Below are 26414 nucleotides of genomic sequence, written 5' to 3'. Positions count from 1 at the left end.
CGGGCGCACTCAGCTCTCGGCCCGGGACGGTGCGCGGGACGGTGCGACCTCCCTCGGACATCGTGCGACTTCCGTCGGCGACAGCGCGACCTCCGAGGGAAGCAGGACGACGGTCGGGATGCCACGATGTCCCCATGGACCAACCCCCCGGACCCGACACGCATGCCCGCGCGCGCCTGACCGACGGCCGACTCGATGCGGTGGGTCTGCGGCCCATCTCTCCCCGGCAGATCCGCGCCCATCACCTCTCCGTGCTCCCCTTCCACCTGATCGGGCTGCTCATGATCGCCGGATCGATCGTCGGCGCCGTCCTCACCTCCTGGTGGTGGCTCGCACTGATCGCGATCGTGCCGCTGATCCTGAGCGCTCAGGGGCTCGCCCTCACCGGGAGACGGGTCCGTGCCAGGGGCTACCTGGACGGCGAGGAGGAGCTCGTCATCGCCTCGGGGATCCTGTTCCGCAGCATCGTCACCGTGCCCTACGGACGGATCCAGTCCGTCACGATCGACGAGGGTCCGATCCAGCGCCGCTACGGTCTGGCCTCCCTGACGCTCAGCACGGCCTCGGACACGGGCACCGAGTCGCTCTCCGGACTCCCTCGCGAGGAGGCGGAGCGTCTGCGCGAGCTGCTCACCGAGCGCGGGATCGAGCGGATGGCGGCGCTGTGAGCCTTCCCGAGGGGCATCGGCGCACCCACCCGATCACGCCGCTGCTGACCGGATGGCGGATCGTCGTCGGAGTGGTCGCCGTGATCACCGCCCAGAACCTCGCGACCCTCCTGCAGGACTTCACCGTGCGGCGCGCGCTCATCGGCATCGGCCTGCTGGCCGCCGTCGTCGTGATCGCCGTCCTGGTCTCCCTGGTCTCCTGGCGCCGCACCAGCTACGCGGTCGACGACGAGGGGGTGGCGCTGCACAGCGGACTGCTCAGCCGCAGCAGGGAGTTCGCGCCCCGTTCCCGCATCGAGTCCGTCTCCGTGGAGCGGCCGCTCATCGCACGTCTGGCAGGGCTCGCGAAGGTGCGCATCGAGGTCGCCGGCGGTGGCGACTCCCACCTGGACATCCGCTACGTGACCGCAGAGGACGCCGAGGCGCTCCGCCGGAGGATCCTGCACGTCGCCTCCTCTGCGTCGGCCGAACCCGCATCGGAGACCGCACCGACGTCCGAGGACGACTCGGATCCGACGGAGAGCAGGATCAGCGAACGTACATCGGAGGCGGAGGCCGGCTCCGACGGGGGAGCGGAGAGCGCAGCGGCCGAGGGAGCGGCGAGCGCAGCAGACGTCCGGTCGGGCGAGGCGCCCCAGCCCGGCATGCGCGAGCATCTGCGCGAGATGATGATCGACGGCGTCACCGACGGCGAACCGATCGCCGAGATCCCCACGGAGCGTCTGCTGCGATCCCTCGTCCGGGACCCCGGATTCCTGGCGGGGACCCTCGCCAGCGCCGCGGGCGTCGCCGTCGCGGTGGGCGTCGCGATCTGGCAGGAGGGGGCGAGCCTCGCCATGGTGATCGCGCTCGTTCCCGCCGTCATCGCTCTCCCGAGATACGTCCTCGGGCGCATCGAGGCGGGCTGGGGGTTCGTCTCCCGGATCTCCGAGAGCGGCCTGCGCATGCGCCGGGGACTGATGAACACGCGGACGGACAACATCGCGGCCGGGAGGATCCAGATGTTCGAGGTCTCCCGCCCCCTGCTATGGCGGACTCCGGACTGGACCGCGGTCTCCGCGACCGTCGCCGGCATCGACGACGCCGAGGACACCGGCGCCCGCAGCGTCCTGCCGGTGGGATCCAGGGAGGAGCTCGCCCTCACGCTCGGGCATCTCGCACCGCCGCTGGGAACGGACGATGATCTCGCGACCATCGAGCATCTCCTCACCGCACCGGCGCGCTCGATCCCCGGGTGGAGGGCCCCGCATCGGCTCCAGTGGATCATGCGGCGCACCCACGTCACCGTTCTCCTGCCCGGAGCCGTCGTGCGACGCCGAGGGATCCTGGGACGTACCCTGGAGATCGTGCCCCGCGACCGCATCCAGCAGCTGACCATCGCCGATGGTCCGCTCTCGCGACGACTCGGAGCGCTCGACCTGACGGTCGCGGTGGCGGGCGAGAGCCTTCTGCTCAGCTCCCTCCCGCGGGAGGGAGCGATCGAGCTGCACTCGGTCCTCGCGCCGGATGCCGCCTCCTCCCGCCGGTATCGCGATAGGAGCTCCTGGGCCAGTCCCGCGCTCGCCGGCGCGGAACCGGCACCGGAGGGGGCGGCATGAGCCCGTCCGCGCCTCGCCTGGGCATCGGAGTGATCGGCGCCGGGCGGGTCGGAGCGGTGCTCGGCGCAGCTCTGCGCGCCGAGGGCCACGCGATCACCGGTGCCTATGCGGTCTCGGACGCCTCCCGCGAACGTGCTGCTCAGCTGCTGCCGGGTGTGCCGCTGCTGGACGTGGAGAGGATCGTCGAGCGCAGCGAGATGCTGCTGCTGGCGGTGCCCGACGACCAGCTCGCCCCTCTTGCGGCAGGCATCGCCTCGACCGGCCTGGCTCCGGGTGGCCAGCTCGTGGTGCACACCTCCGGCCTGCATGGGATCGGGGCGCTCGCGCCGCTCGCTGAGGCGGGCTGTGCGACCCTCGCGATCCATCCCGCGATGACCTTCACCGGCACCGCGCAGGACCTCCCTCGGCTGATCGGGTGCCCCATGGCCGTCACCGCGGAGGAGACCTACCTGCCCGTCGCCGCCGCGCTCGTGGTCGAGCTCGGAGGAGAGGCGGTGGTCCTCGCGGAGGCGGACCGGCCGCTCTACCACGCGGCTCTCGCCCATGGGGCGAACCATCTCGTGGTGCTGGTCGACCAGGCCCGCGAGTCCCTTGAGCGGCTGGGTTTCGAGGATCCCGGTGCTTACCTGCGCCCGCTCCTGGAGGCGGCCCTCGAGGAGTCCCTCCGGCGCGGGGCGAAGGCGCTGACCGGACCGGTGATGCGCGGTGACAGCGGGACGATCGCCGCGCACCTGGGCGCTCTCGAGGACCTCGACCGCACGGCCGTCCCCGGTTCGCCGCGCGACGTCGAGGCCGTCTACCGCACGCTCGCCCTGGCAGCATTGCGCCGCTCGGGCCTCGACCCGATCCTCGAGCAGCAGATCCGTGCACTGCTCGAGGATCCTCGATCGATGGAGGAGTCCTGATGACCCGCGAGAAGGATCTCGCCCGCTCTGCCCGGCATGCCGTGGACCGCACCACCCGCGTCCTGACGACGAAGGAGCAGGTGCGGGCGCTGCGCCAGGGTCTCGACGGGAGCGTCGGCCTGGTGATGACCATGGGCGCCCTCCACGAGGGGCACCTCGCCCTCGTCCACCGGGCCCGCGAGATCGCCGATCACGTGATCCTGAGCGACTTCGTGAACCCGCTCCAGTTCGGGCCCGGCGAGGACTACGAGGCCTATCCGCGCGACCTCGACGCCGACGTCGGCCTCGTCGATGGCCTCGTCGATGCCGTCTTCGCCCCGTCCGTGGAGGAGATGTATCCGGTCCTGCCCCCGACGGTCTCGGTGACCGCAGGGCGGGCCGGGACCGTGCTCGAAGGGGCGGCGCGCCCCGGGCACTTCGACGGGGTGGTCACCGTCGTCGCGAAGGTCCTGATGCTCACGGCCCCCGATGTCGCCGTCTTCGGTCGCAAGGACGCTCAGCAGCTGGCCATCATCACCCGGCTGGTCGCCGACCTCGATCTTCCCGTGCGCATCGAGGCGGTGGACATCCAGCGTGAGCCCTCAGGCCTGGCCCGATCGAGCCGCAACGCCTATCTCAGCGAGGACGGACGTCGGCGGGCTCTCGCCCTCTCGCGGACCGTCGTCGCCGCGCAGCAGGCCGCTCCCTCGGCACGAAGGGTCCTCGGCGCTCTCCAGGAGGCGCTGAGGGACGGCGCCGTGGACTGGGACTACGCACTGGCGGTGGATCCTGTGACCCTTGAGGAGATCTCAGCGGAGCACCGCGGGGAGACGATCATCGTGCTCGCAGCACGGGTCGAGGGGACCAGGCTCATCGACGCGGCTGTAATCCCTGTGACAGCTCCCTGACCGCGACGGCGATCCCCAGGGCCCAAGTGAGACAATCTCCCCCATGAGCGAGAACCCCCCTGCACCCGAACAGCCGGACACCTCCGACCAGGTCGCGGTCCGCATGGCCAAGCGGGAGCGGCTGCTCGCCCGCGGCGAGGAGGCCTACCCGGTCTCCGTCCCCGTGACGACCACCATCGCCGAGGTCCGCGCGAAGTATGCGCACCTGCAGGCGGGGGAGGAGACGCAGGACGTGGTCGGCGTGGCCGGTCGAGTGGTCTTCCAGCGCAACACCGGCAAGCTCGCCTTCGTCACCGTCCAAGACGGGGAGGGCACGAGGCTGCAGATCATGCTGTCCCTCGCGGAGGTCGGCGCCGATCGCCTGGCCGATCTCAAGGCCGACGTCGACCTGGGCGACCACGTGTTCTTCCATGGACGCGTGGGGGCGTCCCGCCGCGGGGAGCTGAGCATCTTCGCCGACTCCTGGCAGATGGCGGCGAAGGCCGTGCGTCCGCTGCCGGTGCTTCATGCCGGGCTGAGCGAGGAGTCACGGGTGCGGCGCCGATACGTCGACCTCATCGTGCGCCAGGAGGCTCGTGATGCCGTGCGCCAGAGGGCCGCGGTCATGCGTGCTCTGCGCTCCTCCTTCGAGAGTCGCGACTTCGTCGAGGTGGAGACACCGATGCTGCAGGTGGTCCCGTCGGGCGCGGCCGCGCGCCCGTTCGTGACCCATATGAACGCCTTCGACCTGGATCTCTACCTGCGCATCGCTCCGGAGCTGTTCCTCAAGCGGGCCGCTGTCGGCGGTCTCGAGCGGGTCTTCGAGATCAACCGCAACTTCCGGAACGAGGGTGCGGATTCCACTCATTCGCCCGAATTCGCCATGCTCGAGGCGTATCAGGCCTATGGCGACTACGACTCGATCGGGGATCTCACGCGCACCCTCGTGCAGGAGGCCGCCGAGGCGGCCACAGGATCGCAGGTCGTGACGCTGGCCGACGGCAGCGAATACGATCTCTCCGGTCAGTGGAGGTCGATCACCGTGTACGGGTCGCTCTCGGAGTCTCTCGGGGAGGAGATCACCCCGGAGACCACCCCCGAGCGCCTTCGGGAGATCGCGCACTCGCTGGACCTGGATCTTGACCATCCGAAGTTCGGCCACGGAAAGCTCGTGGAGGAGCTCTTCGAGCATCGGGTCGCCGATCATCTCCATCTCCCGACCTTCGTCAGGGACTTCCCCGTCGAGACCAGTCCGCTGGTCCGCGCCCATCGCAGCATCCCGGGCGTGGTCGAGAAGTGGGACCTGTACGTGCGCGGGTTCGAGCTCGCGACCGGATACTCGGAGCTCGTGGACCCCGTCATCCAGCGTGAGCGCTTCGCCCAGCAGGCACGGCTGGCCGCGCAGGGAGATGACGAGGCCATGCGACTCGACGAGGACTTCCTGGAGGCCATGGAGTTCGCGCTGCCGCCCACCGGCGGGATGGGCATGGGCATCGATCGTCTGCTCATGGCGATCACCGGGCTGGGCATCCGCGAGACGATCCTGTTCCCGCTCGTGAAGCCGGAGGGCTGAGACATGGAATCTGGATTCTGGTACGAAGCGGCATCGCTGATCCCGCCGGTCCTCACAGGGCTCGCGTTCTGGTTCGCCATGCGCTCCATCCTGCGTGGCGATCGCCATGTCAGGGATGCTGAGAAGCAGGCCGAGCTCGATTATCGTGCACGTCATGGCGGTGCCGACGATTCCTGAGAATCCACAGGAAACTCCGTGTCGGATTGAATTCTCTATATTTACCGTGCATACTGGGCGGCACCGGTCGGGCATCATTCCCCCTCGAAGACTCGACCGGATCGACCATGCGATGCACATCGCACCCGACGTATAGGGAGTACCTTCATGGCACGGAAGACTTTCGTGGAGCTCATCGATGACATCGATGGAGAGAAGGCTGACGAGACCGTCAGCTTCGCGCTCGACGGCGTCGCCTACGAGATCGACCTCTCCGAGGAGAATGCGCTGAAGCTGCGTTCCGAGCTCGGCGCATGGGCGGATCGGGCGCGCCGTGTCGGTGGCCGTCGCCAGCGCGGGACCTCGACGGCGCGCTCCGGCTCGAACGACTCCGCGCGCATCCGTGAGTGGGCTCGCGAGAACGGCTATGACGTGCCGGATCGCGGTCGTGTCGCAGGTGCGATCCGCAAGGCCTACGAGGAGGCCCACGGCGCCTGATCACAGCCCCATGAGGAAGGGCTCGTCACCGCCGCCGGCGGTGACGAGCCCTTCCTCATGGGGCTGTCGGAGAGTCGTCGTCCCCTGTCGAGTCACCAGCCTCGGATGGTCCAGGCGGCGGTGTGCTCCGCCTGCGGCGCGAGGCGGACGACGTCGGTGCCGGAGCGGAAGGCGTCAGGAGGGCAGGTCATCGGCTCGACTGCTAGCCCCAGTCGGTCGATCGCCGGGTCCGGCTGGTCACCGGTGTGGATCTGGAGCCACGGGCACTCGGGACCCGAGGTCAGCTCCGCACCGGTTCCCTGGGTCGAGGTCACGGTCACGCGCAGGCGCCCGTCCTCATCGCGGGCGAGGTCGGTGAACGCATGGTCGATGAACAGATCGCCGATGACGCGCGCCGAGGAGAAGTCGAACTCGCTGCCGGGGATGATCGGCGCGGTTCCCGTGGGAAGAAGACGATCCTCGGTGACGGTGACGACCGTTCCCGCGGACACCTCGAGGGACCACTCATCCAGGCGGTCGACGCCTGCGACGAGATAGGGGTGGGGGCAGACGCCGTAGGGTGCATCCTTCTCGCCGAGATTGCGGGCGGTCACGACGGTCTCCAGCCCCTTCTCCGCATCGAGGGAGAATCGCGCCCGCAGCTCCAGGTGGAAGGGGTATCCCGGGCTCGCGAAGATCTCGGTGCGCAGCTCGAGCACGTCAGCCTGCTCGGAGACCGCCTCGAAGGTCTGGAAGGAGACCACCCCGTGCAGGGCTGTGTTCCGCTCCACCTCGTTGATGGGAGCTTGGATCTCCTGGCCGTCCCAGGTGTACCGGCCGTCACCGATGCGGTTGGGCCAGGGCGCCACGAGCGCTCCGCGGTAGAACTGGATCGGGCCCTGCTCGGGGTTGCGCACCAGCAGGTCCCGGCCGCCGATGGTCAGCGACTCCACGACGGCGCCGACGGCGGAGATCTCGGCACGGTAGTCGCCGGCGGTCAGCGTGAAGAGCCGTCCGCGATCGCGGGGGGTGGGGGAGGGAGCGCTCATGCGGTGGGTTCCTTCTTCTGCGGGGATGACGCCGAGGGTCCCTGCGAGGGCCCGTCGGAGGACTGTGAGGGGACGTCGGCGCCCGGTGAGGCGTCCGCCGTGGAGTCGCGGCGGGTGCGCGCGTCAGGACGTGAGTCCGACTCAGGCTCCGTCTCGGGCTCGGGCTCGGGCTCGGGCTCGGGCTCGGGCTCTACGAGGATGACCTCCAGCGTTCGCGGGCCATGGACTCCCTCGACGCGGGAGAGCTCGATGTCGCTGGTGGCGCTCGGACCCGAGATCATCGTCCACGCCGCGCGGGGGTCCTCGTCCATGCGTTCGATCGCCTTGGGCACACCCAGCACCACCTGCTCGGACTCGACGACGACCACATGGTGGTCCGGGACCAGTGTGATGGCGCGCCGCCCGCCGATCCCATCGGCCCGCAGGACGATGGTGCCGGTGATCGCGATGGCCGTATGGCAGCCGGTGAGCACGGCGTCGATCGCGTCGAGCTCTCGAGGTGCGGCCGACCCGTCGTCGACGCGGATGCCGGCGCCGACCTGTGAGGTCCATGTGCCCGGCAGCCCCGGCGGGACGATGACGGTGGAGGCGCCGGACAGCGCCTCTGCGATCGTCTCGGGAAGCTTCGACGGCGTGGTGCGGTGAACGGTGGCCTTGTAGTCCTCGATGCGCTGGACGAGGACGTCGCGGATCTTCGTCGGATCCGTCCTGACCTCCTGACGATCGTCGGCCCGCTGGTAGGCGCGGGGGACGTCGTCCGCTTCGGTGACGGCGTCGCGGCGCGGCACGGCCAGTGCGCTGCGCACTCGCGCGAGGATCTCGTCCTTCGCGCTCATGCCCGGTGTGCGCTGGGGGCGCTGCTGGGCGGAGGCCTGGTTGCTCATCGCTGCTCGCTCCCGTTCGTCGTCCCGTCGTCGTCGGAGGGCGCGCCGCCCTCCTTCTCCCGCTTGTCCCACCAGGAGCGGAAGGACTGCTCGGGCTTGGGCAGATCGCGATGGTCCGTCCAGCCGGGGATCACTGGAAGGATCCCGGGGAGCTTGCCGATGTTGCGGCCGGGCAGGGCCTTCGCGAGAGTCCCGGCGGAGCGCACGGCCGTGTCGTAGGCGCGCGGTGAGGACATGAGCGAGCTCGCGCCCTTCATCGCAAGATCCCACTGGCCGTGGAACTGCCCGCGCTGCCCGCGGCGCTCGTCGACGCCCTTGGCGCGGAGATGCACGAGGATCTCGGGAATGTTGATCTTCACCGGGCAGACGTCGTAGCAGGCGCCGCAGAGGCTCGAGGCATATGGCAGGGAGCTGTTGGGGTCGCCCTCGCCGGTGGTGCCCGTCAGCTGCGGTGAGAGGATGGCTCCGATCGGACCGGGATAGGTGGATCCGTAGGCGTGGCCGCCGGCTCGTGCATACACGGGGCACACGTTCAGGCACGCGGAGCAGCGGATGCAGTGCAGTGCCGATCGGCCCTCCGGGTCCTCGAGCACCGAGCTGCGGCCGTTGTCCAGCAGCACCAGGTGGAACTCCTCGGGCCCATCGCCCTCGGAGACTCCGGTGAACAGGGTCGTGTACGGGTTCATCCGCTCACCGGTGGAGGAGCGGGGCAGCAGCTGCAGGAACACCTCGAGATCCTGGAAGCTGGGGACGATCTTCTCGATGCCGACGACGGAGATGAGGGTCTTCGGGAGCGTGAGGCACATGCGACCGTTGCCCTCGGACTCCACGACGACCAGCGTGCCCGTGTCGGCGACGGCGAAGTTCGCGCCGGACACGGCGACGGAGCCGGGCATGTCGAGGAACTTCTCCCTCAGGAACCGACGGGCGGCCCCTGCGAGCTCAGCAGGGTCGTCGGTGATCGACGGATCCAGATCGGGCATGGCCCGGAGGAAGATCTCCCGGATCTCGGCGCGGTTGCGGTGGATCGCCGGCACCAGGATGTGCGAGGGGGTGTCGTCGGCCAGCTGGACGATCAGCTCGGCGAGGTCGGTCTCGATCGCCTGGATGCCCGCGGCGGCGAGCGTCTCGTTCAGCGCGATCTCCTGGGTGGCCATGGACTTGACCTTGAGGATCTCGCGGGCGCCTCTCTCGAGCGCCAGGGAGGTGACGATCTCGCCGGCCTCCTCGGCGTCGCGCGCCCAATGGACGGTGCCGCCCGCGGCCTGCACCGACTCCTCCAGCTGCAGCAGCAGCTCAGGCAGATGATCGGTGACCTGCCACTTCAGGGCGCTGCCCGCATCCCGCAGCTTCTGCCAGTCGCGGACCTCGCGCACCACGCCGGCGCGCTTGGCCTGGATGGTGGTGGTCGCATGGCGCAGGTTGGACCGCAGGGTCTCGTCCTGCAGCTCCGAGCGGGCAGCCTTCGGGAAGGATTCTGCACCGCGCAGATGGGACGACGGGGACGCGTGCTGCGGACGGACCGCAGGCATGCCGAGGTCGACAGTGGTCATGAGGCCCTCCCCAGGATGGTCTCCGACGGGACGAACGGCTCCTCATGGGTGGACGCGAGGATCTGCGCGAGATGGATCGAACGCGGCTCGGCGCCCGTGCGATGCAGCTTCCCACCGATGTTCATCAGGCACGAGGCATCGCCCGCGACGACGTAGTCGGCTCCGGAGCGGACGACGTTGGCGGCCTTGTCGGTGACCATCGCATCGGAGGTGGCGTCGTTCTTCACCGAGAAGGTCCCCCCGAAGCCGCAGCAGGTGTCCGACTCCGGCAGATTCACCACGGATATCCCCTCGACGGCGCGAAGGAGCTTCAGCGGTCTCGGTCCGACCTTCAGGAATCGCATCGAGTGGCAGGTGGGGTGGTAGGTGACCGTGTGAGGGAAGTAGGCGCCGACGTCGGTCACCTTGAGGACGTCGATCAGCAGCTCGGAGAGCTCATAGGTCTTCGCGGACACCGCCGCGGAGCGCTCCTCGAGCTCGGCATCGCCCTCGTGCTGGGCGACCAGCCGGTGCTGCTCGCGCACGCAGCCTGCGCACGATCCCGAGGGCATGACGATCGCGTCGATCCGATCGAGGGTCGGCTCGAAGGTGTCCACGAAGCTGCGCACCACGGGTGCCGCCTCCGTGTAGTAGCCGGTGTTGGTGTGCATCTGGCCGCAGCAGGTCTGGCGGCGCTCGAACACGACCTCGTGGCCCAGGCGCTCGAGGAGCCGCACCGTGGACTTCGCGACGTCGGGCGCCATCACGTCGACCAGGCAGGTCGTCATCAAGGAGATTCTCATCGGTGTCTCTTCCAGGTCCGCGGCGCTCGAGGCGCCGGCTCCGAAAACTGTCGTGCCCGAGACTCAGTCGTGGTCGAGTCCGAGCGAGGCCGCGGTCCGCTCCAGCGAGGCGTGGGCCGCCTGTGCGTCATCGGACAGCGAGGTGCCGAAGCTCGGCACCATGCGGGAGATCGTGGGCGCCCATCGGCGGGCGCGCTCCGGGAACATCGTCCCCAGCAGGCTGAGCATGATGTCGGTCGCCGTGGAGGCTCCCGGCGAGGCGCCGAGCATGCCGCCGATGGAGCGGTCCGAAGACGTGATCAGCTGTGTGCCGAACTGCAGCACGCCCACCTTCTTGCGGTCCGGGGCGATCACCTGGACGCGCTGCCCCGCGGTGACCAGCTCCCAGTCCTCGGGACGGGCGGAGGGCATGTACTCCAGAAGCGCCTCGAAGCGCTGGCTGCGCGTCGCAGCGAGCTGCCCGACCAGGTAGCTCATGAGGTCGAGGTTCGGCGGCGCGACCGCCATCATCTGGGCGAGGTTGCCGGGCTTGATGGAGGCGAACAGATCCGTGTAGCGGCCGGTCTTGAGGAACTTCGGCGACCACCCCGCGTACGGGCCGAACATGAGGGCCTGCTCGCCGTCGATGTAGCGGGTGTCCAGGTGGGGCACGCTCATCGGGGGAGCGCCCACGGCGGCCTTGCCGTAGACCTTCGCAGAATGGCGGGCGACGATCCCGGGATCCGTGCAGCGCAGCCACTGACCGGAGATCGGGAACCCTCCGAAGCCGCGGATCTCCTCGATGCCGGACTTCTGCAGCAGCGGCAGAGCGTTGCCGCCCGCTCCGACGAAGACGAAGGGGGCGCGCAGGACCCGAGTGTCACCGGTGCGGGTGGAGCGCGCCATCACGCCCCAGTCCTGTCCCATCCGGCGCAGGTCGACGACCTCCCAGCCGGTGGAGACGGTCGTGCCCACGCGCTGGGCATAGTCGAACAGCTGCCCGGTCAGGGCCCCGAAGTCGACGTCGGTGCCGTCGGGGGAGTAGGTGGCCGCGATCGTCTCGGTGACCGGCCGGTCCTCTGCGACCAGCGGGGCCCACTGCTTCAGCCGCGCGTGCTCGGAGGTGAAGAGCATGCGGTCGAACAGAGGGTTCGCGGTAAGCGCCTCATGGCGGCGACGCAGATAGTCGACGCTGTCGGTGCCATGCACGAAGCTCATGTGCGGCACCGTGTGGATGAACGAGGACGGGTCACCGATCCGGTCGTTCTCCACCAGATGAGCCCAGAACTGACGGCTGATCTGGAACTGCTCGTTGATCCTGATCGCCTTGGAGGGGCTGACGGAGCCGTCGACGTCCTGCGGCGTGTAGTTCAGCTCGCACAGGGCGCTGTGGCCGGTGCCGGCGTTGTTCCAGCCGTCGCTGGACTCCAGCCCGAGGCTGTCGAGCTTCTCCACGACCTGGATGTCCCAGTCCGGCTCCAGCTCGCTGAGCATGGCCGCCAGCGTGGCGCTGGCGATGCCGCCGCCGATCAGGACCGCATCTGCGCGAGTCACTTCCACCCTGAGGTCTGCCATGTCTCTCCGTTCGAGGTCGCCGGGCTCGCCGCCCGGCGCTGTACGGCACGATGCATCGCGCGACCCCGGGCGGCCGTGCATGCCAGGGTATCGCCCCCACCTGTCTCCCTGCGGCGCCGGATCACGAAGGCGGGGGCGACGAGGCGCGGGTCACGCTCGGCAGCTCCTGCCCGGCTGCTCATGCGCTCTCCGCCCCGGGTGGGCTCTCGCCGGCACGGTCGATCTGTTCGAGCAGATCCCCGATGCGCCCGCTCAGGACCGCTGTGGCCAGGTCTGTCGCCGCGCCGACGCCCACCAGCAGCGCGAGCGGCCACAGCAGCATGCACAGATAGAGCCAGATGACCAGCAGCAGGAGCAGCGCGATCGCACGGCCCGGGATCATGCCCGGCATGAGCAGCGCGAGTCGCCAGCACACCAGGAGGTCCTGCCGTCGCACTCGCGGTGAGGCGACGATCGCGGCCAGGGCGACCGTCGTCCATCCGGTGCTGATGACGGCGAGGATGCCGACCAGCACGGTCTCCGCGGGGCTCGACGCTCCGCCGGGGGTGATCAGGCGCAGCGTCGTCGCAGCGCCCGCCTGGACGATCATCAGAGGCAGCATCCGGATGTTGGCCGTGACCAGGTGCGAGCGCCACGACCCCCACATCGTCCGGACGACCCTCACCCTGTCGCCGCGGCGTGCGGCGATCAGCACGTCGGCCGCCGCGCAGGTCGCCGGGGCGATCCCGAGGACGACGAGACCGAGGAGGCTCAGGGCGAGCCAGATGACGGAGACGCGGACGAGGAGCCAGATGCGCTCGATGACCTCGTTCATGCGCATCCCCCAGGCGGGGACCTCGGCGGGGCCCGGACGGCCTCGGCGATCGCTCATGCGGAAACACTATCGCCAGACGTCCGATCTCTGCTTGGGTGAGGGCATCGCAGAGAACCCCAGCGCTGTCGCCGACACCAGCGGCGGCACCCACCTCGTCCCCACACCGGAGCAGCTCGCCTGGCAGAAGGAAGGTCTCGGGGTCTTCTTCCACTTCGGCATCAACACCTTCGCGGGCCTCGAATGGAGCGATGGGACTCTCTCCCCGGAGATCTTCGATCCCACGGATCTCGACGCCGACGAATGGGTGCGCACAGCCTCCGAGTTCGGTGCGCAGTTCGTGGTGCTGACGGCCAAGCATCACGACGGCTTCTGCCTGTGGCCCACGGCCACCACCGACTACTCGGTCGCCTCCTCCCCATGGAGGGACGGCCGTGGCGACGTGGTGCGCGAGGTCGAGCAGGCCTGCCGGGCACAGGGGATGCGGCTGGGCCTCTACCTGTCCCCGTGGGACCGGCACGACCCGCGATACGCGGATCCGGAGGCGTACGACGATCTCTACCTCGCCCAGCTGCGCGAGCTGTGCACGCACCACGGCGACCTGCACGAGCTGTGGTTCGACGGTGCGGGCTCGGCCGAGCGGGAGTACGCCTGGGACCGTATCGGGGCACTGATCGCCGAGCTCCAGCCCGGCGCGAAGGTCTTCACCATGGGGCCTGCGACGATCCGCTGGGTCGGCAACGAGGACGGACTGGCGGCAGACCCTGTCCGCTACGTGATGCGGTCGGCGGACCTGAACAACTACGACACCGATGTCATCGAGACCGCAGAGGCCCGCTACCTCCCACCCGAGTGCGATGTCTCCCTGCGCAAGGGCTGGTTCTGGCAGGAGGGCGAGGAGCCCAAGTCGCTCGGTCACCTGCTCGCCATCCACGACAGGTCGATCGGACTGGGCGCCAACCTCCTGCTGAACATCCCGCCGGACCGGCGCGGACGGATCGATCCCGCCGACGCTGCTCGGATCGGCGAGCTCTCCGCCGCGCTGCATGCGCGCTTCGGCGCTCCGGTCGAGCTGGTGCTCGAGACCGGCAGCACCACAGGAGCCGGTTTCGCCGAAGGACCCGGTGGCCCAGACGGAGCCGTGCACCGTCTCCGCGCCGTGCTCCCGGGGAGGACCCGCTTCGACCACATCGAGCTGCGGGAGTCCCTCGAGGGCGGCCAGCGAGTCGTCGGACATCGGGTGACGACGCACGACGGGGAGGTCCTCGCCGAAGGCGGCAGCATCGGTGTGCGGCGGATCCATCGGCTCGAGTCGGCGGCCGAGGCCGATGCGATCGTCGTCGAGCTGGTCGGCGAGGGGGCCGCGCTCGACGCCGTTCTCGTCCATGATGCCGACGACGCTCCCGTGCCCGACCTGAGCGACTTCTATGCGGCGACGACGGCGCCGCCGGAAGCGGGGTGAGGGGTCAGAGAGGGGTGAGGGGCCGACGGGGTCGGCGGAACGAGTGCGCTCCGTCGGCGTCGTTCCGCCGCTCAGCGATGACACCTCCGATGGGTGGCGGTAGTGCGGGAGAGGTGAACGCCCACCTGGGGTCAGTGCCCTTTCTCAAGTCTCCATCTGACCTCTGGAGAAGGGGTGGATGGAAGGCGCCTCGGCGCGAGTTGTCCGATGTCTGTGTGACGCATACACTCCCAGACATCCGATCACTGGAGCGCCGGGGGCGGAGAGTCGCATCGGCGGCACCGACTGCACCGGTCGAGGAAGGCCCGATGAGCACTCTGACCCACCTGCGCGTGTCCGACGTCCGCTTCCCGACGTCCCGGGAGCTCGACGGCTCCGACGCCATGAACCCGGACCCCGACTACTCCGCGGCGTACCTGGAGCTGCGCACCTCCGACGGGGACGCAGGCTGGTCCCTGGTCTTCACCATCGGTCGGGGGAACGACCTCCAGTGCGCGGCGATCGAGCTGCTCGCGGGCCATCTCGTCGGCCTCGACGTCGAGGAGACCCTCGCAGACCTCGGAGGGCTCTCGCGGCGCCTCGTCGGCGACTCCCAGCTGCGCTGGCTGGGGCCCGAGAAGGGCGTCATGCACATGGCCATCGGCGCGGTCGTCAACGCCCTGTGGGATCTCCGCGCCCGTCGTGAGGGCCTCCCGCTGTGGCTGCTGCTGGCGCGCCTCTCCCCGGAGGAGGTCGTCGGACTCATCGACTTCCGCTATCTCACCGATGCCCTGACCCGCGAGGAGGCGCTGGAGATCCTCCGTCGCGGAGAGGACGGCAAGGAGGAGCGCATCGCCGGGCTCCTCCAGCATGGCGTGCCCGCTTACACGACCAGCCCCGGCTGGCTCGGCTACAGCGACGAGAAGCTCCTGCGACTGCTGCGTGAGGCTCGCGAGGACGGCTTCCCCATGGTCAAGCTCAAGGTCGGCGCCGACGTCGAGGACGATGTGCGCCGTATGGCCATCGCGCGGGAGGAGCTCGGCGATGGCTTCCCGATAGCCGTCGACGCCAATCAGCGCTGGGATGTCGCCGACGCGATCGACTGGCTCGGCCGTCTGGCGCCCTATCGGCCGGCGTGGATCGAGGAGCCGACCAGTCCCGACGACGTCCTCGCCCATGCCGCGATCCGACGGGCCGTCGCCCCGCTGCCGGTCGCGACCGGCGAGCAGATGCAGAGCCGCATCGTCGCCAAGCAGCTGCTGCAGGCCGAGGCCATCGACGTCCTGCAGCTGGACGCGACGCGGGTCGGAGGACTCAGCGAGAACCTCGCGATCATCCTGCTGGCCGCGAAGTTCGGCGTGCCGGTGTGCCCGCATGCGGGCGGAGTCGGCCTGTGCGAGCTGGTCCAGCACTATGCCCTCTTCGACGCGGCCGCGGTGAGCGGGGAGCACCCGCAGCGGTTCGTGGAGTACGTCGACCATCTCCACGAGCACTTCGAGCATCCTGCAGCCGTCGTGCGCGGCGCATATCTGGCTCCCACCGCCCCGGGCAGCGGTGCGCGCATGCACGAGGAGTCAGTCGCGCGGCATCTCTACCCGAACGGCCCCGTCTGGACCGAGGAGCTCCATGTCGCCGTCCCGTGAGACCGACGCAACCGCCGCTCCCGCGCCCGCGAGCGCCCCCGGATCAGCCGACACCGGCTGGTTCGACGCCGCTCGCTTCGGTCTGTTCGTGCAATTCGGCCTCTATGCGATCCCTGCCCGCCACGAATGGTCGATGAGCCGCGAGCGCCGGAGCGCCGAGGACTACGAGCAGTATGCGGAGAGCTTCGATCCGGATCGCTTCGATGCCGGTCTCATCGCACGCACCGGACGCGAGGCGGGCATGCGCTACGCGGTGCTGACGACCAAGCACCACGAGGGCTTCTGCCTGTTCGGCAGCGAACTGACCGACTACACCTCTGTGACCGCCTGCGGACGCGATCTCGTGCGCGAGTTCGTCGAGGCGGTGCGTGCCGAAGGGCTGAAGGTCGGCCTCTACCATTCGCTGATCGACTGGCATCATCCGGATTTCACCATCGACGGCATCCATCCCCTGCGCGACCGTCCCGACCGTGAGAAGCTGAACGCCGGGCGGGACATGGCCCGCTATCGGGCGCATCTCCACGGCCAGGTCCGGGAGCTCCTGACCCGATACGGACAGATCGACTACCTCTTCTTCGACTTCACCTACCCGGGCGAGGACGGCAAGGGCCCGGAGGACTGGGACGCGGAGGGACTGCTGGCGCTCGTCCGCGAGCTGCAGCCCGGCTGCATCGTCAACGATCGGCTGGGCATCCCCGGGGACCTCGCCACCCCTGAGCAGAACCAGCCGGCCGAGCCGGTCCGCGACGACCGCGGCGAGCCGGTGCGATGGGAGGCCTGCCAGACCACCGACGGCTCCTGGGGGTATGACCGGGACAATCTCGAGTTCAAGTCTGCGGATCTGCTGCTCCGGATGCTCGTGGACACCGTCGCCAAGGGCGGCAGCATGCTCCTGAACATCGGACCGGACGGTCGGGGCGGACTCCGTCGCGAGGACACGGAGCTGCTCAGCGCGATCGGCGGATGGATGGATCTGCATCGCGGGGTCATCCACGGCGCCGGCCCTCTGGACCCGGCGCTGGGCATCGAGCCTCCTCCCGGCACACTCATCACCCAGCGCGGCGACCGTCTCCATCTGTGCGTGGCGGCCTGGCCGCTCGGGCATCTGCATGTGAAGGGGCTGGCAGGGAAGGTGCGCTTCGCCCGGCTCCTGCACGACTGCTCAGAGATCAACCACAGCGTGATCCAGCCCGGACCGCAGGGCAGCCATACCGACGTCGACGGCATCGGACCGGACGTCGCGACCCTCTCCATCCCCATCACCCGACCCGACGTCCTCCTGCCCGTCATCGAGATCCGGCTGGACGTCGCAGCGGAGGACACGGAAGGCTGAACCCATGCAGACCATCGCCCTGCACACCCGCATCGCCGAAGGAGCCGAGGACGACTACGTCCGCGAGCATCGGCGCATCCCCGACGATCTCGACACCTCGCTCCGACGCGACGGTGCGCGCGCCTGGCGGATCTGGCGCGACGGACGCGACCTCTTCCACCTCGTCGAGGTGGAGGACTATCGCGCCATGCGGCGCGCGCTCGCCGACGACCCCGTGAATCTGGCCTGGCAGGAGCACATCAACGCCTTCCTCGAGGTCGTCGACTCCTACGACGGCGACGATGAGGGCATCGAGCAGGTCTGGCATCTGCCCGCCGAGCCGGCATCCGCCGGGCCGACGCAGGAGGGGGCGCCGGGGAGCGCCTCGCACACCGCATCGGAGGGCGGACGATGAGCAGGATCCCGGCTCCGACCTCGATCCCCTCGCCGTCCCCGACCGCACCGCGCCGCAGCGGGCCCGGCGGCCGGCCCGCGCTCCCGGACTTCGGGTTCGGCGCCGCCCAGCTGGGGAACCTCTACCGCCCCACCACGGATGCCGAGGTGGCCGACGCCGTCGAGGCGGCCTGGGAGGGCGGTCTGCGGATGTTCGACACCGCTCCGCACTACGGCGTGGGGACGAGCGAGCGTCGGCTGGGAGCGCTCCTGGCCGAGCGGCCGCGCGACGAGTATCTGCTCTCGACCAAGGTCGGTCGCCTGCTCGTACCGGGACCCGGCGACGGCGACGACATGGCGCACGAGTTCGCCGTCCCGAACCATCACGTCCGCCGATGGGACCTCAGCGAGTCAGGCATCCGTCGCAGCCATCAGGAGTCCCTCGAGCGCCTCGGCACCGAGCGCATCGACATCCTGTACCTCCATGATCCGGAGGAGGGACCGGTGGAGCAGGCCTTCGCGGAGGCGCTCCCGACGCTCGCCGCGATGCGCGATGAGGGACTCGTCTCCCGCGTCGGCGTCGGCTCGAAGGACACGGATGTCCTGGCCCGTGCCGTGCGCACACGCCAGGTGGACACGGTGATGGTCTCCGGCCGGTACACGCTGCTCGAGCAGCCCGCCGCGGAGCAACTCCTGCCCGCCTGCCTGGAGCACGAGGTGGACGTCGTCGCGGTGTCCGTGTTCAACTCGGGCATCCTCTCGCGCCATCGCGTCCCCGATGACGCGAAGTACGAGTACGGCCGAGCTCCTGCCGAGCTGCTGGATCGCGCCCGTCGGCTCGCAGGGCTGGCGGAGCGCTATGGCGTCGAGCTGCCCGACCTGGCCATCCACTGGCCGCTGCAGCATCCGGCGATCGCGTCTGTGGTGCTGGGCATGCGCACCGGCGAGCAGGTCCGGCAGAATCTCGGACGCATGCGCAGGCCGATCCCCCAGGAGCTGTGGGACGAGGTCGACGAGCTGCAGCGGACGGCCGCGGATGGGTGAGCCGAGAGGTCGTCTCGCGGTCACCGACGCGCATCTGCACCTGTGGGATCGTTCAGGCGGGGGCTATGCCTGGCTGGACGATGCCCCCGAGGGGCTGCGTCGCGACGCGCGATGGGAGCAGGTCGCCCCGCAGCTGTCCGTCCTGGACGTCGATCGGGTCGTCCTGGTCCAGGCCGACGATGCGCTCACCGATACGCGTGCCCTGCAGCGTGCCGCCGCCCGCATCGAGAGCGAGGCGCTGGTCCAGGGTCAGGTGGAGGCTCGACCGGAGGCCCGGGTGCAGGAGGGGACGGTGCATCGCGCCGACGTCGTGGCCTGGCTGCCCCTCGCGGATCCGTCCGCCGTCGCCGTGCTCCTGGAGGACCGAGCCGCGATGGAGCGGATCGTCGGCGCGCGCCATCTGGTGCACGACGACCCCGATGCCGGCTTCCTGGACAGGTCACCGGTGCGTGAGAGCCTCACGATGCTAGCCGCGAAGGGCCTTCCGTTGGATGTCCCTGACGCCTTCCCCCGGCATCTCGACCAGGCGGCACGCATCGCCGAGGAGGTGGAGGGGCTCGTCGTCGTCCTCGACCATCTGGGCAAGCCCCCGCTGGGACACCCTGATCGCATGGACGACTGGGCGATCGGTCTCCGGCGCCTCGCCGCGCTGCCCACCGCGGTCGCCAAGCTCTCGGGCCTGTCCACCAGCGGCGAAGGGTACTCGGCCGACGACGATCTCCGCCGCGCGCTGGATCTCGCCCTCGAGGTGCTCGGACCCGGACGGCTCATGTACGGCAGCGACTGGCCGATCGCCCCGGTCCCCTTCGACCTCGCCCGTGGCACAGGACGTCTGCACGATCTGCTCGGCGAGCTGCCCGGTGGCGCACGGGATCAGATCCTCTCGATCACCGCCGAGAGGATCTACCGCCGCATCGTCTGAGAAGGGCGGCCACCGGATCGTGCGATCCGTGGGACCGTCGTCGAGCGGCGAGGCCCCTGTCGAGCATCAGCCGACCTGCGCCGTCCGCTCCAGCCAGCTCTCGACGCCGGCGATGTGAGCCGCGGCGTGCACGCGCGCGAGGTCCCCTCTTCCTGCGTGGAGGGCATCGAGGATCCGACGGTGCTCGGCCAGGGTCCGCTCCACGGCGGCGCCCTCGGTCAGCCCGCGCCATACCCGGGCACGAGCGGTCGCGGACGCCAGCCCTTCGAGCATGGAGCTGAGATAGCCGTTGGGGCAGCGGGCGTTGATCAGACGATGGAAGGCGATGTCGGCCTCCACCAGATCCTCCACCTCGGATCGCTCGGACAGGTCCACCATGATCCGCTCGAGCTCGTCGAAGTCCTCCGCGGTCAGATGCGGGCAGGCCTGCTCCACCGCTGCCGGCTCGAGGAGACGGCGGACCTCCATCACATGGCCCTCGTCGTCGCTGCGGTGCAGGTCGAGCATGAAGCCGAGCGCCTCGACCAGCAGGTTCGGCGCGAGGGAGGTGACGTAGGTGCCGTCACCCTGACGCACGTCCAGCACACGGATCACGGACAGCGCCTTGACCGCCTCGCGCAGGGAGTTGCGGGAGACGCCGACCCTCTCGGCCAGCTCCTTCTCCGGCGGGAGGCGATCCCCGGGGCCGAGCTCCCCGGCGATGATCATCTGCTTGATCGCTTCGATCGCCCGATCTGTCACGGCGCGGGGTGCACTCACGCTCTGAGCTCCTCGTCTCGGGGCAGTGCCGGGGCCTGCCGTCCAGGTGCTGCCGAGCCTCCCACCTGCGACGGGGCGGCGCTCGGGCCGACGCCGCGATCCTAGTCCACGGCTCCGGACGCCGACGGCGGGACGGGAGGGAGGAGCCCTGCCGACGGATGGAGTCACGCCAGCGGCGAACAGCGCTCAACCGAGCCTGGAACCCGCGTAGTCTCGCTGCATCAGCTCCAACGAACGGGGGAGGACCATGTTCGAACGCTTCACCGATCGCGCACGCCGCGTCGTCGTCCTCGCGCAGGACGAGGCACGCCTGCTCAACCACAACTACATCGGGACCGAGCACATCCTGCTGGGCCTGATCCACGAGAACGAGGGCGTCGGGGCGAAGGCCCTCGAGGCCCTCGGCGTCACGCTCGACGCCGTCCGTGAGCAGGTCCGCGACATCATCGGGGAGGGGAACCAGACCCCCAGCGGGCACATCCCCTTCACCCCGCGTGCCAAGAAGGTCCTCGAGCTGAGCCTGCGGGAGGCCCTCCAGCTCGGCCACAACTACATCGGGACCGAGCACATCCTGCTCGGCCTGCTGCGCGAGGGCGAGGGCACCGCCGTCAAGGTCCTCTCGCGCCTCAAGGCGGAGCCCGCCGCGGTCCGCCAGGAGGTCATCGAGCGACTCTCCGGCTACCAGGGCAAGGAGCCGGCGACCGCCGGAGGCCCCGCCGAGGGTCAGCCCGCGGGCTCGCTCGTCCTGGACCAGTTCGGCCGCAACCTCACCCAGGCCGCTCGCGAGGGCAAGCTCGACCCGGTGATCGGGCGCGAGCACGAGGCCGAGCGCGTGATGCAGGTCCTCAGCCGTCGCACCAAGAACAACCCGGTGCTGATCGGCGAGCCCGGTGTCGGGAAGTCCGCCGTCGTCGAGGGCCTCGCGCAGTCGATCGTCGCCGGCGACGTCCCGGAGACGCTCAAGGACAAGCAGCTCTACACCCTCGATCTCGGATCGCTGGTGGCCGGATCCCGCTACCGCGGCGACTTCGAGGAGCGCCTGAAGAAGGTCCTCAAGGAGATCCGCACCCGCGGCGACATCATCCTGTTCATCGATGAGATCCACACCCTCGTCGGAGCGGGCGCCGCCGAGGGCGCGATCGACGCCGCCAGCATCCTCAAGCCGATGCTCGCCCGCGGCGAGCTGCAGACCATCGGCGCGACCACGCTCGAGGAGTACCGCAAGCACATCGAGAAGGACGCCGCGCTCGAGCGGCGCTTCCAGCCGATCCAGGTCAATGAGCCCTCCGTCGCTCTCACGGTCGAGATCCTGAAGGGTCTGCGCGACCGCTACGAGGCGCACCACAAGGTGACCATCACCGACAGCGCCCTGGTGGCCGCGGCCAACCTCGCCGACCGCTACGTCAACGACCGCTTCCTCCCGGACAAGGCGATCGATCTGATCGACGAGGCCGGCGCCCGTCTGCGCATCCGTCGCCTCACGGCTCCTCCGGAGCTCAAGGAGTACGACGCCCGCATCGAGGAGACGCGCAAGAAGAAGGAGGAGGCGATCGACGGGCAGGACTTCGAGCTCGCCGCCTCCCTCCGCGACGAGGAGCAGAACCTCAAGACCGAGCGGGACGAGAAGGAGAAGGCCTGGCGCCACGGCGAGTCCGATGCCGTGACCACCGTCAGCGAGGAGACCATCGCCGAGGTGCTGGCCGCCGCGACCGGCATCCCGATCGTGAAGCTCACCGAGGAGGAGTCCTCGCGCCTGCTGCACATGGAGGACGAGCTGCACAAGCGCGTCATCGGTCAGCACGAGGCCATCAAGGCCCTCTCGCAGGCCATCCGGCGCACCCGTGCCGGCTTGAAGGACCCCAAGCGCCCCGGCGGGTCGTTCATCTTCGCCGGGCCCACGGGCGTGGGCAAGACCGAGCTGGCCAAGGCGCTCGCGGAGTTCCTGTTCGGTGACGAGGACGCCCTCATCCAGCTGGACATGTCGGAGTTCGGCGAGAAGCACACGGCATCGCGCCTGTTCGGCTCGCCCCCCGGCTACGTCGGCTACGACGAGGGCGGCCAGCTCACCGAGAAGGTGCGTCGCAAGCCGTTCTCCGTCGTGCTGTTCGACGAGGTGGAGAAGGCGCACGTCGACATCTTCAACTCGCTGCTGCAGATCCTCGAGGACGGTCGCCTGACCGACTCGCAGGGCCGCGTGGTGGACTTCAAGAACACCGTCATCATCATGACCACGAACCTCGGCACCCGGGACATCGCCAAGGGCGTCTCCATCGGCTTCACCGCCGGCGGCGGCCTGTCCACCGACTACGACCGGATGAAGGCGAAGGTCCACGAGGAGCTCAAGCAGCACTTCCGGCCGGAGTTCCTCAACCGTGTCGACGACGTGGTGGTCTTCCCGCAGCTGTCCCCGTCCGAGATCGTCGAGATCGTCGACCTCATGGTGGGTCGTCTGGAGACCCGTCTCGAGGAGAAGGACATGTCGATCGAGCTCACCCCGGCGGCCAAGCAGCTGCTGGCAGACAAGGGCTACGACCCGGTCCTCGGAGCGCGTCCCCTGCGTCGCACGATCCAGCGCGACATCGAGGACACGCTCAGCGAGAAGATCCTCTTCGGTCAGGTCAAGGTCGGCGACACCCTCGTCGTCGATGCCGAGGGAGAGGGCCTGCTGGGCGAGCTCACCTTCAGCCGGCGCACGCCGGACGGCTCCCTCGAGCCGATCAGCGACGAGGTGGACGTCGAGAGCATGACGGCGGCGCGCACCGCCGAGGTCTCCCGTCCTGATGCGGGCGAGCCGTCCTCGCCCGACGGCGCGGAGGCCACCGCCTCCTGATGAACCTGGGAACCGGCTCCGTCCTCGACGGAGCCGGTTCCGTATCATCGGGACCAGCCGGCACCGTCCCGACGGCGGTGCACGTGGGCGCCGTGCCGCGGCGTCAGCACCGGAGGCCGGCACCTCTTCCGGGCCAGCGAAGGAGAATCGCGAGTGCAGGACCTCCTGGACCGGCTCATGTCCATCAGCGGCCAGATCGAGGATTGGATCCTCGTGGTGGCGGACGCCTGGTGGATCCATCTCGTCGTCCTCGTCTTCGCCGCCGCCGACGGCTTCTTCCCGACGGTGCCGAGCGAGTCCACGATCGTCACGCTGTCCTCCCTGTGGTCGTCATCCGGGGAGCCTGCCATCATCCTCATCGGAATGGCCGCCTGGATGGGTGCCTGGGCGGGGGACAACCTCGGCTATCTCCTGGGACGCATGATCGGCTGGGAGCGATTCCGCTTCCTGCGCGAGGGCAAGGGGCGGCGTGCTGTGGAGGCCGCCGATCGCGGACTGCAGCGCAGGGCTCTTCTGTTCCTCATGACGGCCCGCTACATCCCCTTCGGCCGCACTGCGGTGAACCTCGTCGCCGGCGCGGTCCACTATCCGCATCGGAACTTCTGGCCGCGCTCGCTGCTGTCGACGTTCGTGTGGGCCGTGTACTCCTGTGCGATCGGTGCGGTGGCGGGCTCCTGGTTCGAGGACAATCATCTGCTGGCGATCAGCGTGGCGCTGGTCGCCGCAGTGGTGCTGGCCGTCGTCGTCGAGCGCGTCATCAACGCCGTGCACCGGGCGCTGGATCGTCGTGCCGAGCGTCGCGGGAACCAGACGGTCGACCGTCTGGTCGCGCGGGCGGAGGAGGAGCTGGCCGAGCAGCTCGACCCTGCGGACGGGGAGGACCGCCCCGCGCACCGTTCGGACGGCGATGCCGGACGGGCGGAGCAGGACGATCGGAGCGAGCGGACCGGCTCCCGGAGGAGTCGCGCGCTGCAGGAGGCGCCGGGAGGCGTGAGGGAGTCGCCTGTCGAGGAGGATCAGCATTCATGAGCATCACCATCCGCCCGGCGCTGCCAGCGGACGTCCGATCGATCGATGCCATCGTCCAGCCTCTGTCCCATCGGGGGATCCTGCTCGGCAAGGATCTCGTCTCGTTCTACGAAGCGGTCCAGGAGTTCCTCGTCGCCGTCGACGACGAGGACGGCAGAGTCGTCGGCTGCGGCGCCCTGCACGTCATGTGGGAGGACCTCGCCGAGGTGCGCACGCTCGCCGTGCTCGAGGAGATGCTGGGTACGGGACTCGGCCACAGGATGCTCGAGGCCCTCCTGCAACGAGCCAGGGACCTGGGCCTGGCACGCGTGTTCTGCCTGACCTTCGAGGTGCCGTTCTTCCGTCGCCATGGCTTCGAGGAGATGGCGGAGGATGTCGATCCCGAGCTCTACAGCCAGCTGCTGCGCTCTCCCGACGAAGGCATCGCAGAGTTCCTCGATCTCGCCAGGGTCAAGCCCAACACATTGGGCAACACCCGCATGATCGTGCACCTCGACCGCTGACCGGCGGCGGCGTCCTGACGGTCCGGCAGCGCGCTCACGGCAGGCGCAGCCGGTCCCCTTCGACGACCGCGAGCGAGTCCGAGACCAGGGATCGCACGCAGCGCTCCACCCGACCGAGGTCCTCCGGATCGAGTGCGTCGAGGTCGACTCGCGCGACCTCGCCCCTGCTGCGGAGCACGGCCATGATCTGCCCGCGCATCTGCCGATCCGTCCCTTCGAAGGGCTGGGTGCGCCGCTCCTCCGGCCGAGCCGGAGGACGGCCCGCAGCATGCCAAGCGCAGGAGCTGTCGGACAGCGGGCACTGCTCGCAGCGCGGTGAGCGGGCAGTGCACACCAGGGCGCCGAGCTCCATCGACGCCTGGTTCCACAGGACCGAACGATCCGTCTCGGCGGGGACGGTCGCGGCGGCGAGCCGACGCTCGGCCGCCGTGTAGGAGCGCGCCGGAACCGCTCGGCCGGTCACGGACCGCACGAGCACGCGGCGGATGTTCGTGTCGACGACGACGGCGCGCCGACGATGGGCGAAGGCTGTGACGGCCGCTGCAGTGTACTCGCCGATGCCTGGCAGGCTCCGCAGCGCATCCTCCCCGTGCGGCACCTCGCCGCCGTGCTCGAGCACGATGGCGCGTGCACATTCCTGCAGGCGCAGTGCGCGACGGGGATAGCCGAGTCGGTCCCATGCACGCAGCACCTCGGCCGTGGGAGCGTCTGCGAGGTCCGCAGGGGTCGGCCAGCGCTCCATCCACGCCTGCCATCGCGGCAGCACGCGGACGACCGGAGTCTGCTGGAGCATGATCTCGGAGACGAGGATGCTCCAGGCTGAGGCGTCAGGAGCTCTCCAGGGGAGGTCCCGGGCAGCGTGCTCGAACCAGTCGATCACCGCGTCGACCGAGGCAGGTGGAAGACGGACCTGCTCCTCGGACGGGGCCGTCGAGGACACTGGCGATGCTCGTGATCCCGACGATGCTTCGGAGGGGGAGGGAGGGGGAACGGCGGGCACCCAGGGACGGTATCGCACTCTCGACAGGTCCGGTCCAGGCCGTGCGTCGGCGGGGACGCCGGAGGGCGGCTTGGGTGCTGCCGGGGCGACGCGGGCACGACGCCGGGAAGACCCGCGCGGGGACGCTGCGCAGAACGACGACGGGGCGGGACCGCTGTTCGGTCCCGCCCCGCCTCCGTGGGGTTCTGCGCGCGGAAGGATCCGCGTGCGTCAGCGCGTCACTGGCGCGGTGCCTGCTGAGCCTCCAGCAGATCGCGGATCTGCGTGAGCAGCGCGATGTCCTCCGGCGCCGCCTCCTCCTCATCGACCGGGAGGCCACGACGGCGACGATCCATCTCGCGCGCCTTGGAGATCGGGAGCACGAAGACGAAGTACACGACTGCGGCGGTGATCAGGAAGGCGATGATCGCCGAGAGGATGGCGCCGAGGTCGACCTTGGTGGCCTCGTTCGTGATCGTGAAGGCCAGGCCGTCCACATTGGAGCCGCCGAAGACGTTGATGATCGGCTGGATCAGGTTGTCCACGAACGCCGTGATGAGGGCGGTGAAGGCAGAGCCGATGACGACGCCGACCGCGAGGTCGATGACGTTGCCCTGCATGACGAAATCCTTGAAGCCCTTCATGGGGTGATCCTTACTGGGAGAGATCGGGGACAGAGGCGC

General features: G+C 69.6%; 25 protein-coding genes. 16 read left to right on the top strand and 9 right to left on the bottom strand.

From position 1 onward, the window contains the following. Positions 1–134: 134 nt before the first annotated feature. From ACZ5AJ_RS08050 to ACZ5AJ_RS08020, 7 genes are all read left to right on the top strand, one after another. On the top strand, positions 135–668 hold the full coding sequence (locus ACZ5AJ_RS08050; RefSeq protein WP_464138589.1) for a PH domain-containing protein: 534 nt from the start codon (positions 135–137) through the stop codon (positions 666–668). Further along, a complete protein-coding gene (locus ACZ5AJ_RS08045) occupies positions 665–2266 on the top strand; it encodes a PH domain-containing protein (RefSeq protein WP_464138588.1) in 1602 nt (533 codons plus the stop codon). Before ACZ5AJ_RS08050 ends, ACZ5AJ_RS08045 begins: the two co-directional genes overlap by 4 nt. Continuing rightward, positions 2263–3171: a Rossmann-like and DUF2520 domain-containing protein gene (locus tag ACZ5AJ_RS08040; protein WP_464138587.1), complete on the top strand. Its 909-nt coding sequence runs from the start codon at positions 2263–2265 to the stop codon at positions 3169–3171. Before ACZ5AJ_RS08045 ends, ACZ5AJ_RS08040 begins: the two co-directional genes overlap by 4 nt. Beyond that, positions 3171–4058, top strand: a complete 888-nt coding sequence (gene panC, locus ACZ5AJ_RS08035; RefSeq protein WP_464138585.1) for a pantoate--beta-alanine ligase — start codon at positions 3171–3173, stop codon at positions 4056–4058. The genes ACZ5AJ_RS08040 and panC overlap by 1 nt, the downstream gene beginning before the upstream one ends. Positions 4059–4101: 43 nt before the next feature. After that, complete coding sequence (gene lysS, locus ACZ5AJ_RS08030; protein WP_464138584.1) at positions 4102–5610, top strand: lysine--tRNA ligase; 1509 nt, start codon at positions 4102–4104, stop codon at positions 5608–5610. Between the two features lie 3 nt (positions 5611–5613). After that, on the top strand, positions 5614–5787 hold the full coding sequence (locus ACZ5AJ_RS08025) for a hypothetical protein (protein ID WP_464138582.1): 174 nt from the start codon (positions 5614–5616) through the stop codon (positions 5785–5787). A gap of 147 nt (positions 5788–5934) precedes the next feature. Then, entirely contained in the window at positions 5935–6264 is a 330-nt protein-coding gene (locus tag ACZ5AJ_RS08020) for a histone-like nucleoid-structuring protein Lsr2 (protein ID WP_464138581.1), read from the top strand. 92 nt (positions 6265–6356) lie between these two features. On the opposite strand, the gene ACZ5AJ_RS08015 is transcribed toward ACZ5AJ_RS08020, so the two are convergent. The 6 genes from ACZ5AJ_RS08015 to ACZ5AJ_RS07990 all read right to left on the bottom strand — a co-directional run bounded on the left by ACZ5AJ_RS08015 (position 6357) and on the right by ACZ5AJ_RS07990 (position 12936). Further along, on the bottom strand, positions 6357–7292 hold the full coding sequence (locus ACZ5AJ_RS08015) for an aldose 1-epimerase family protein (RefSeq protein WP_464138580.1): 936 nt from the start codon (positions 7290–7292) through the stop codon (positions 6357–6359). Further along, a complete protein-coding gene (locus ACZ5AJ_RS08010) occupies positions 7289–8176 on the bottom strand; it encodes a LutC/YkgG family protein (RefSeq protein WP_464138578.1) in 888 nt (295 codons plus the stop codon). The genes ACZ5AJ_RS08015 and ACZ5AJ_RS08010 overlap by 4 nt, the downstream gene beginning before the upstream one ends. After that, positions 8173–9729, bottom strand: coding sequence for a lactate utilization protein B (locus ACZ5AJ_RS08005; protein WP_464138577.1), 1557 nt, complete (start codon positions 9727–9729; stop codon positions 8173–8175). Before ACZ5AJ_RS08005 ends, ACZ5AJ_RS08010 begins: the two co-directional genes overlap by 4 nt. Continuing rightward, positions 9726–10511 carry a (Fe-S)-binding protein gene (locus ACZ5AJ_RS08000; protein WP_464138575.1) on the bottom strand — a complete coding sequence of 262 codons (786 nt, stop codon included), beginning with the start codon at positions 10509–10511 and terminating at the stop codon, positions 9726–9728. Before ACZ5AJ_RS08000 ends, ACZ5AJ_RS08005 begins: the two co-directional genes overlap by 4 nt. 63 nt (positions 10512–10574) lie before the next feature. Next, positions 10575–12065 (bottom strand): malate:quinone oxidoreductase, encoded by a 1491-nt coding sequence (locus tag ACZ5AJ_RS07995; protein WP_464138574.1) that lies wholly within the window; start codon positions 12063–12065, stop codon positions 10575–10577. 178 nt (positions 12066–12243) lie between these two features. Then, positions 12244–12936 carry a DUF624 domain-containing protein gene (locus tag ACZ5AJ_RS07990; protein ID WP_464138573.1) on the bottom strand — a complete coding sequence of 231 codons (693 nt, stop codon included), beginning with the start codon at positions 12934–12936 and terminating at the stop codon, positions 12244–12246. Between the two features lie 34 nt (positions 12937–12970). Between ACZ5AJ_RS07990 and ACZ5AJ_RS07985 the strand changes: the two genes are divergently transcribed. From ACZ5AJ_RS07985 to ACZ5AJ_RS07960, 6 genes are all read left to right on the top strand, one after another. Next, positions 12971–14338 carry an alpha-L-fucosidase gene (locus tag ACZ5AJ_RS07985; RefSeq protein ID WP_464138571.1) on the top strand — a complete coding sequence of 456 codons (1368 nt, stop codon included), beginning with the start codon at positions 12971–12973 and terminating at the stop codon, positions 14336–14338. Between the two features lie 308 nt (positions 14339–14646). Beyond that, entirely contained in the window at positions 14647–15960 is a 1314-nt protein-coding gene (locus ACZ5AJ_RS07980) for an enolase C-terminal domain-like protein (protein WP_464138570.1), read from the top strand. Next, positions 15944–17293: an alpha-L-fucosidase gene (locus ACZ5AJ_RS07975; RefSeq protein WP_464138569.1), complete on the top strand. Its 1350-nt coding sequence runs from the start codon at positions 15944–15946 to the stop codon at positions 17291–17293. The genes ACZ5AJ_RS07980 and ACZ5AJ_RS07975 overlap by 17 nt, the downstream gene beginning before the upstream one ends. A 4-nt stretch (positions 17294–17297) precedes the next feature. Next, positions 17298–17687 carry an L-rhamnose mutarotase gene (locus tag ACZ5AJ_RS07970; protein WP_464138566.1) on the top strand — a complete coding sequence of 130 codons (390 nt, stop codon included), beginning with the start codon at positions 17298–17300 and terminating at the stop codon, positions 17685–17687. Beyond that, a complete protein-coding gene (locus ACZ5AJ_RS07965; protein WP_464138564.1) occupies positions 17684–18709 on the top strand; it encodes an aldo/keto reductase in 1026 nt (341 codons plus the stop codon). Before ACZ5AJ_RS07970 ends, ACZ5AJ_RS07965 begins: the two co-directional genes overlap by 4 nt. Continuing rightward, complete coding sequence (locus tag ACZ5AJ_RS07960; protein ID WP_464138562.1) at positions 18702–19631, top strand: amidohydrolase family protein; 930 nt, start codon at positions 18702–18704, stop codon at positions 19629–19631. Before ACZ5AJ_RS07965 ends, ACZ5AJ_RS07960 begins: the two co-directional genes overlap by 8 nt. Before the next feature lie 66 nt (positions 19632–19697). On the opposite strand, the gene ACZ5AJ_RS07955 is transcribed toward ACZ5AJ_RS07960, so the two are convergent. Further along, the gene (locus tag ACZ5AJ_RS07955) at positions 19698–20390 is read right to left on the bottom strand and encodes a FadR/GntR family transcriptional regulator (RefSeq protein ID WP_464138561.1); all 693 of its coding nucleotides are present in this window, start codon (positions 20388–20390) and stop codon (positions 19698–19700) included. Positions 20391–20637: 247 nt separating this feature from the next. On the opposite strand from ACZ5AJ_RS07955, the gene ACZ5AJ_RS07950 reads away from it, so the two are divergent. The 3 genes from ACZ5AJ_RS07950 (at position 20638) to ACZ5AJ_RS07940 (ending at position 24752) form a co-directional block, all read left to right on the top strand. Beyond that, complete coding sequence (locus ACZ5AJ_RS07950; protein WP_464138560.1) at positions 20638–23220, top strand: ATP-dependent Clp protease ATP-binding subunit; 2583 nt, start codon at positions 20638–20640, stop codon at positions 23218–23220. 153 nt (positions 23221–23373) lie between these two features. Next, positions 23374–24249, top strand: a complete 876-nt coding sequence (locus tag ACZ5AJ_RS07945) for a DedA family protein (RefSeq protein WP_464138558.1) — start codon at positions 23374–23376, stop codon at positions 24247–24249. Continuing rightward, positions 24246–24752 (top strand): amino-acid N-acetyltransferase, encoded by a 507-nt coding sequence (locus tag ACZ5AJ_RS07940; RefSeq protein ID WP_464138557.1) that lies wholly within the window; start codon positions 24246–24248, stop codon positions 24750–24752. Before ACZ5AJ_RS07945 ends, ACZ5AJ_RS07940 begins: the two co-directional genes overlap by 4 nt. 34 nt (positions 24753–24786) lie before the next feature. Here ACZ5AJ_RS07940 and ACZ5AJ_RS07935 read toward each other — a convergent pair whose 3' ends face one another. Beyond that, the gene (locus ACZ5AJ_RS07935) at positions 24787–25692 is read right to left on the bottom strand and encodes an HhH-GPD family protein (protein ID WP_464138556.1); all 906 of its coding nucleotides are present in this window, start codon (positions 25690–25692) and stop codon (positions 24787–24789) included. A gap of 278 nt (positions 25693–25970) precedes the next feature. Beyond that, entirely contained in the window at positions 25971–26375 is a 405-nt protein-coding gene (mscL, locus tag ACZ5AJ_RS07930) for a large conductance mechanosensitive channel protein MscL (RefSeq protein WP_464138554.1), read from the bottom strand. Positions 26376–26414 lie beyond the last annotated feature (39 nt).

The organism is Brachybacterium zhongshanense (genome assembly GCF_055385755.1).
This window is presented reverse-complemented; position numbering and strand designations above follow the sequence as displayed.

Bases quoted from the DNA above. Each gene is read 5' to 3' on its own strand.
- ACZ5AJ_RS07960 (WP_464138562.1), top strand. From the start codon at position 18,702: ATGGGTGAGCCGAGAGGTCGTCTCGCGGTCACCGACGCGCATCTGCAC.
- ACZ5AJ_RS07950 (WP_464138560.1), top strand. From the start codon at position 20,638: ATGTTCGAACGCTTCACCGATCGCGCACGCCGCGTCGTCGTCCTCGCG.
- ACZ5AJ_RS07940 (WP_464138557.1), top strand. From the start codon at position 24,246: ATGAGCATCACCATCCGCCCGGCGCTGCCAGCGGACGTCCGATCGATC.
- ACZ5AJ_RS08025 (WP_464138582.1), top strand. From the start codon at position 5,614: ATGGAATCTGGATTCTGGTACGAAGCGGCATCGCTGATCCCGCCGGTC.
- ACZ5AJ_RS07975 (WP_464138569.1), top strand. From the start codon at position 15,944: ATGTCGCCGTCCCGTGAGACCGACGCAACCGCCGCTCCCGCGCCCGCG.
- ACZ5AJ_RS08020 (WP_464138581.1), top strand. From the start codon at position 5,935: ATGGCACGGAAGACTTTCGTGGAGCTCATCGATGACATCGATGGAGAG.
- ACZ5AJ_RS08040 (WP_464138587.1), top strand. From the start codon at position 2,263: ATGAGCCCGTCCGCGCCTCGCCTGGGCATCGGAGTGATCGGCGCCGGG.
- mscL (WP_464138554.1), bottom strand. From the start codon at position 26,375: ATGAAGGGCTTCAAGGATTTCGTCATGCAGGGCAACGTCATCGACCTC.
- ACZ5AJ_RS08010 (WP_464138578.1), bottom strand. From the start codon at position 8,176: ATGAGCAACCAGGCCTCCGCCCAGCAGCGCCCCCAGCGCACACCGGGC.
- ACZ5AJ_RS08000 (WP_464138575.1), bottom strand. From the start codon at position 10,511: ATGAGAATCTCCTTGATGACGACCTGCCTGGTCGACGTGATGGCGCCC.
- lysS (WP_464138584.1), top strand. From the start codon at position 4,102: ATGAGCGAGAACCCCCCTGCACCCGAACAGCCGGACACCTCCGACCAG.
- ACZ5AJ_RS08005 (WP_464138577.1), bottom strand. From the start codon at position 9,729: ATGACCACTGTCGACCTCGGCATGCCTGCGGTCCGTCCGCAGCACGCG.
- ACZ5AJ_RS07970 (WP_464138566.1), top strand. From the start codon at position 17,298: ATGCAGACCATCGCCCTGCACACCCGCATCGCCGAAGGAGCCGAGGAC.
- ACZ5AJ_RS08050 (WP_464138589.1), top strand. From the start codon at position 135: ATGGACCAACCCCCCGGACCCGACACGCATGCCCGCGCGCGCCTGACC.
- ACZ5AJ_RS07995 (WP_464138574.1), bottom strand. From the start codon at position 12,065: ATGGCAGACCTCAGGGTGGAAGTGACTCGCGCAGATGCGGTCCTGATC.
- ACZ5AJ_RS07965 (WP_464138564.1), top strand. From the start codon at position 17,684: ATGAGCAGGATCCCGGCTCCGACCTCGATCCCCTCGCCGTCCCCGACC.
- ACZ5AJ_RS08015 (WP_464138580.1), bottom strand. From the start codon at position 7,292: ATGAGCGCTCCCTCCCCCACCCCCCGCGATCGCGGACGGCTCTTCACG.
- ACZ5AJ_RS07990 (WP_464138573.1), bottom strand. From the start codon at position 12,936: ATGAGCGATCGCCGAGGCCGTCCGGGCCCCGCCGAGGTCCCCGCCTGG.
- panC (WP_464138585.1), top strand. From the start codon at position 3,171: ATGACCCGCGAGAAGGATCTCGCCCGCTCTGCCCGGCATGCCGTGGAC.
- ACZ5AJ_RS07980 (WP_464138570.1), top strand. From the start codon at position 14,647: ATGAGCACTCTGACCCACCTGCGCGTGTCCGACGTCCGCTTCCCGACG.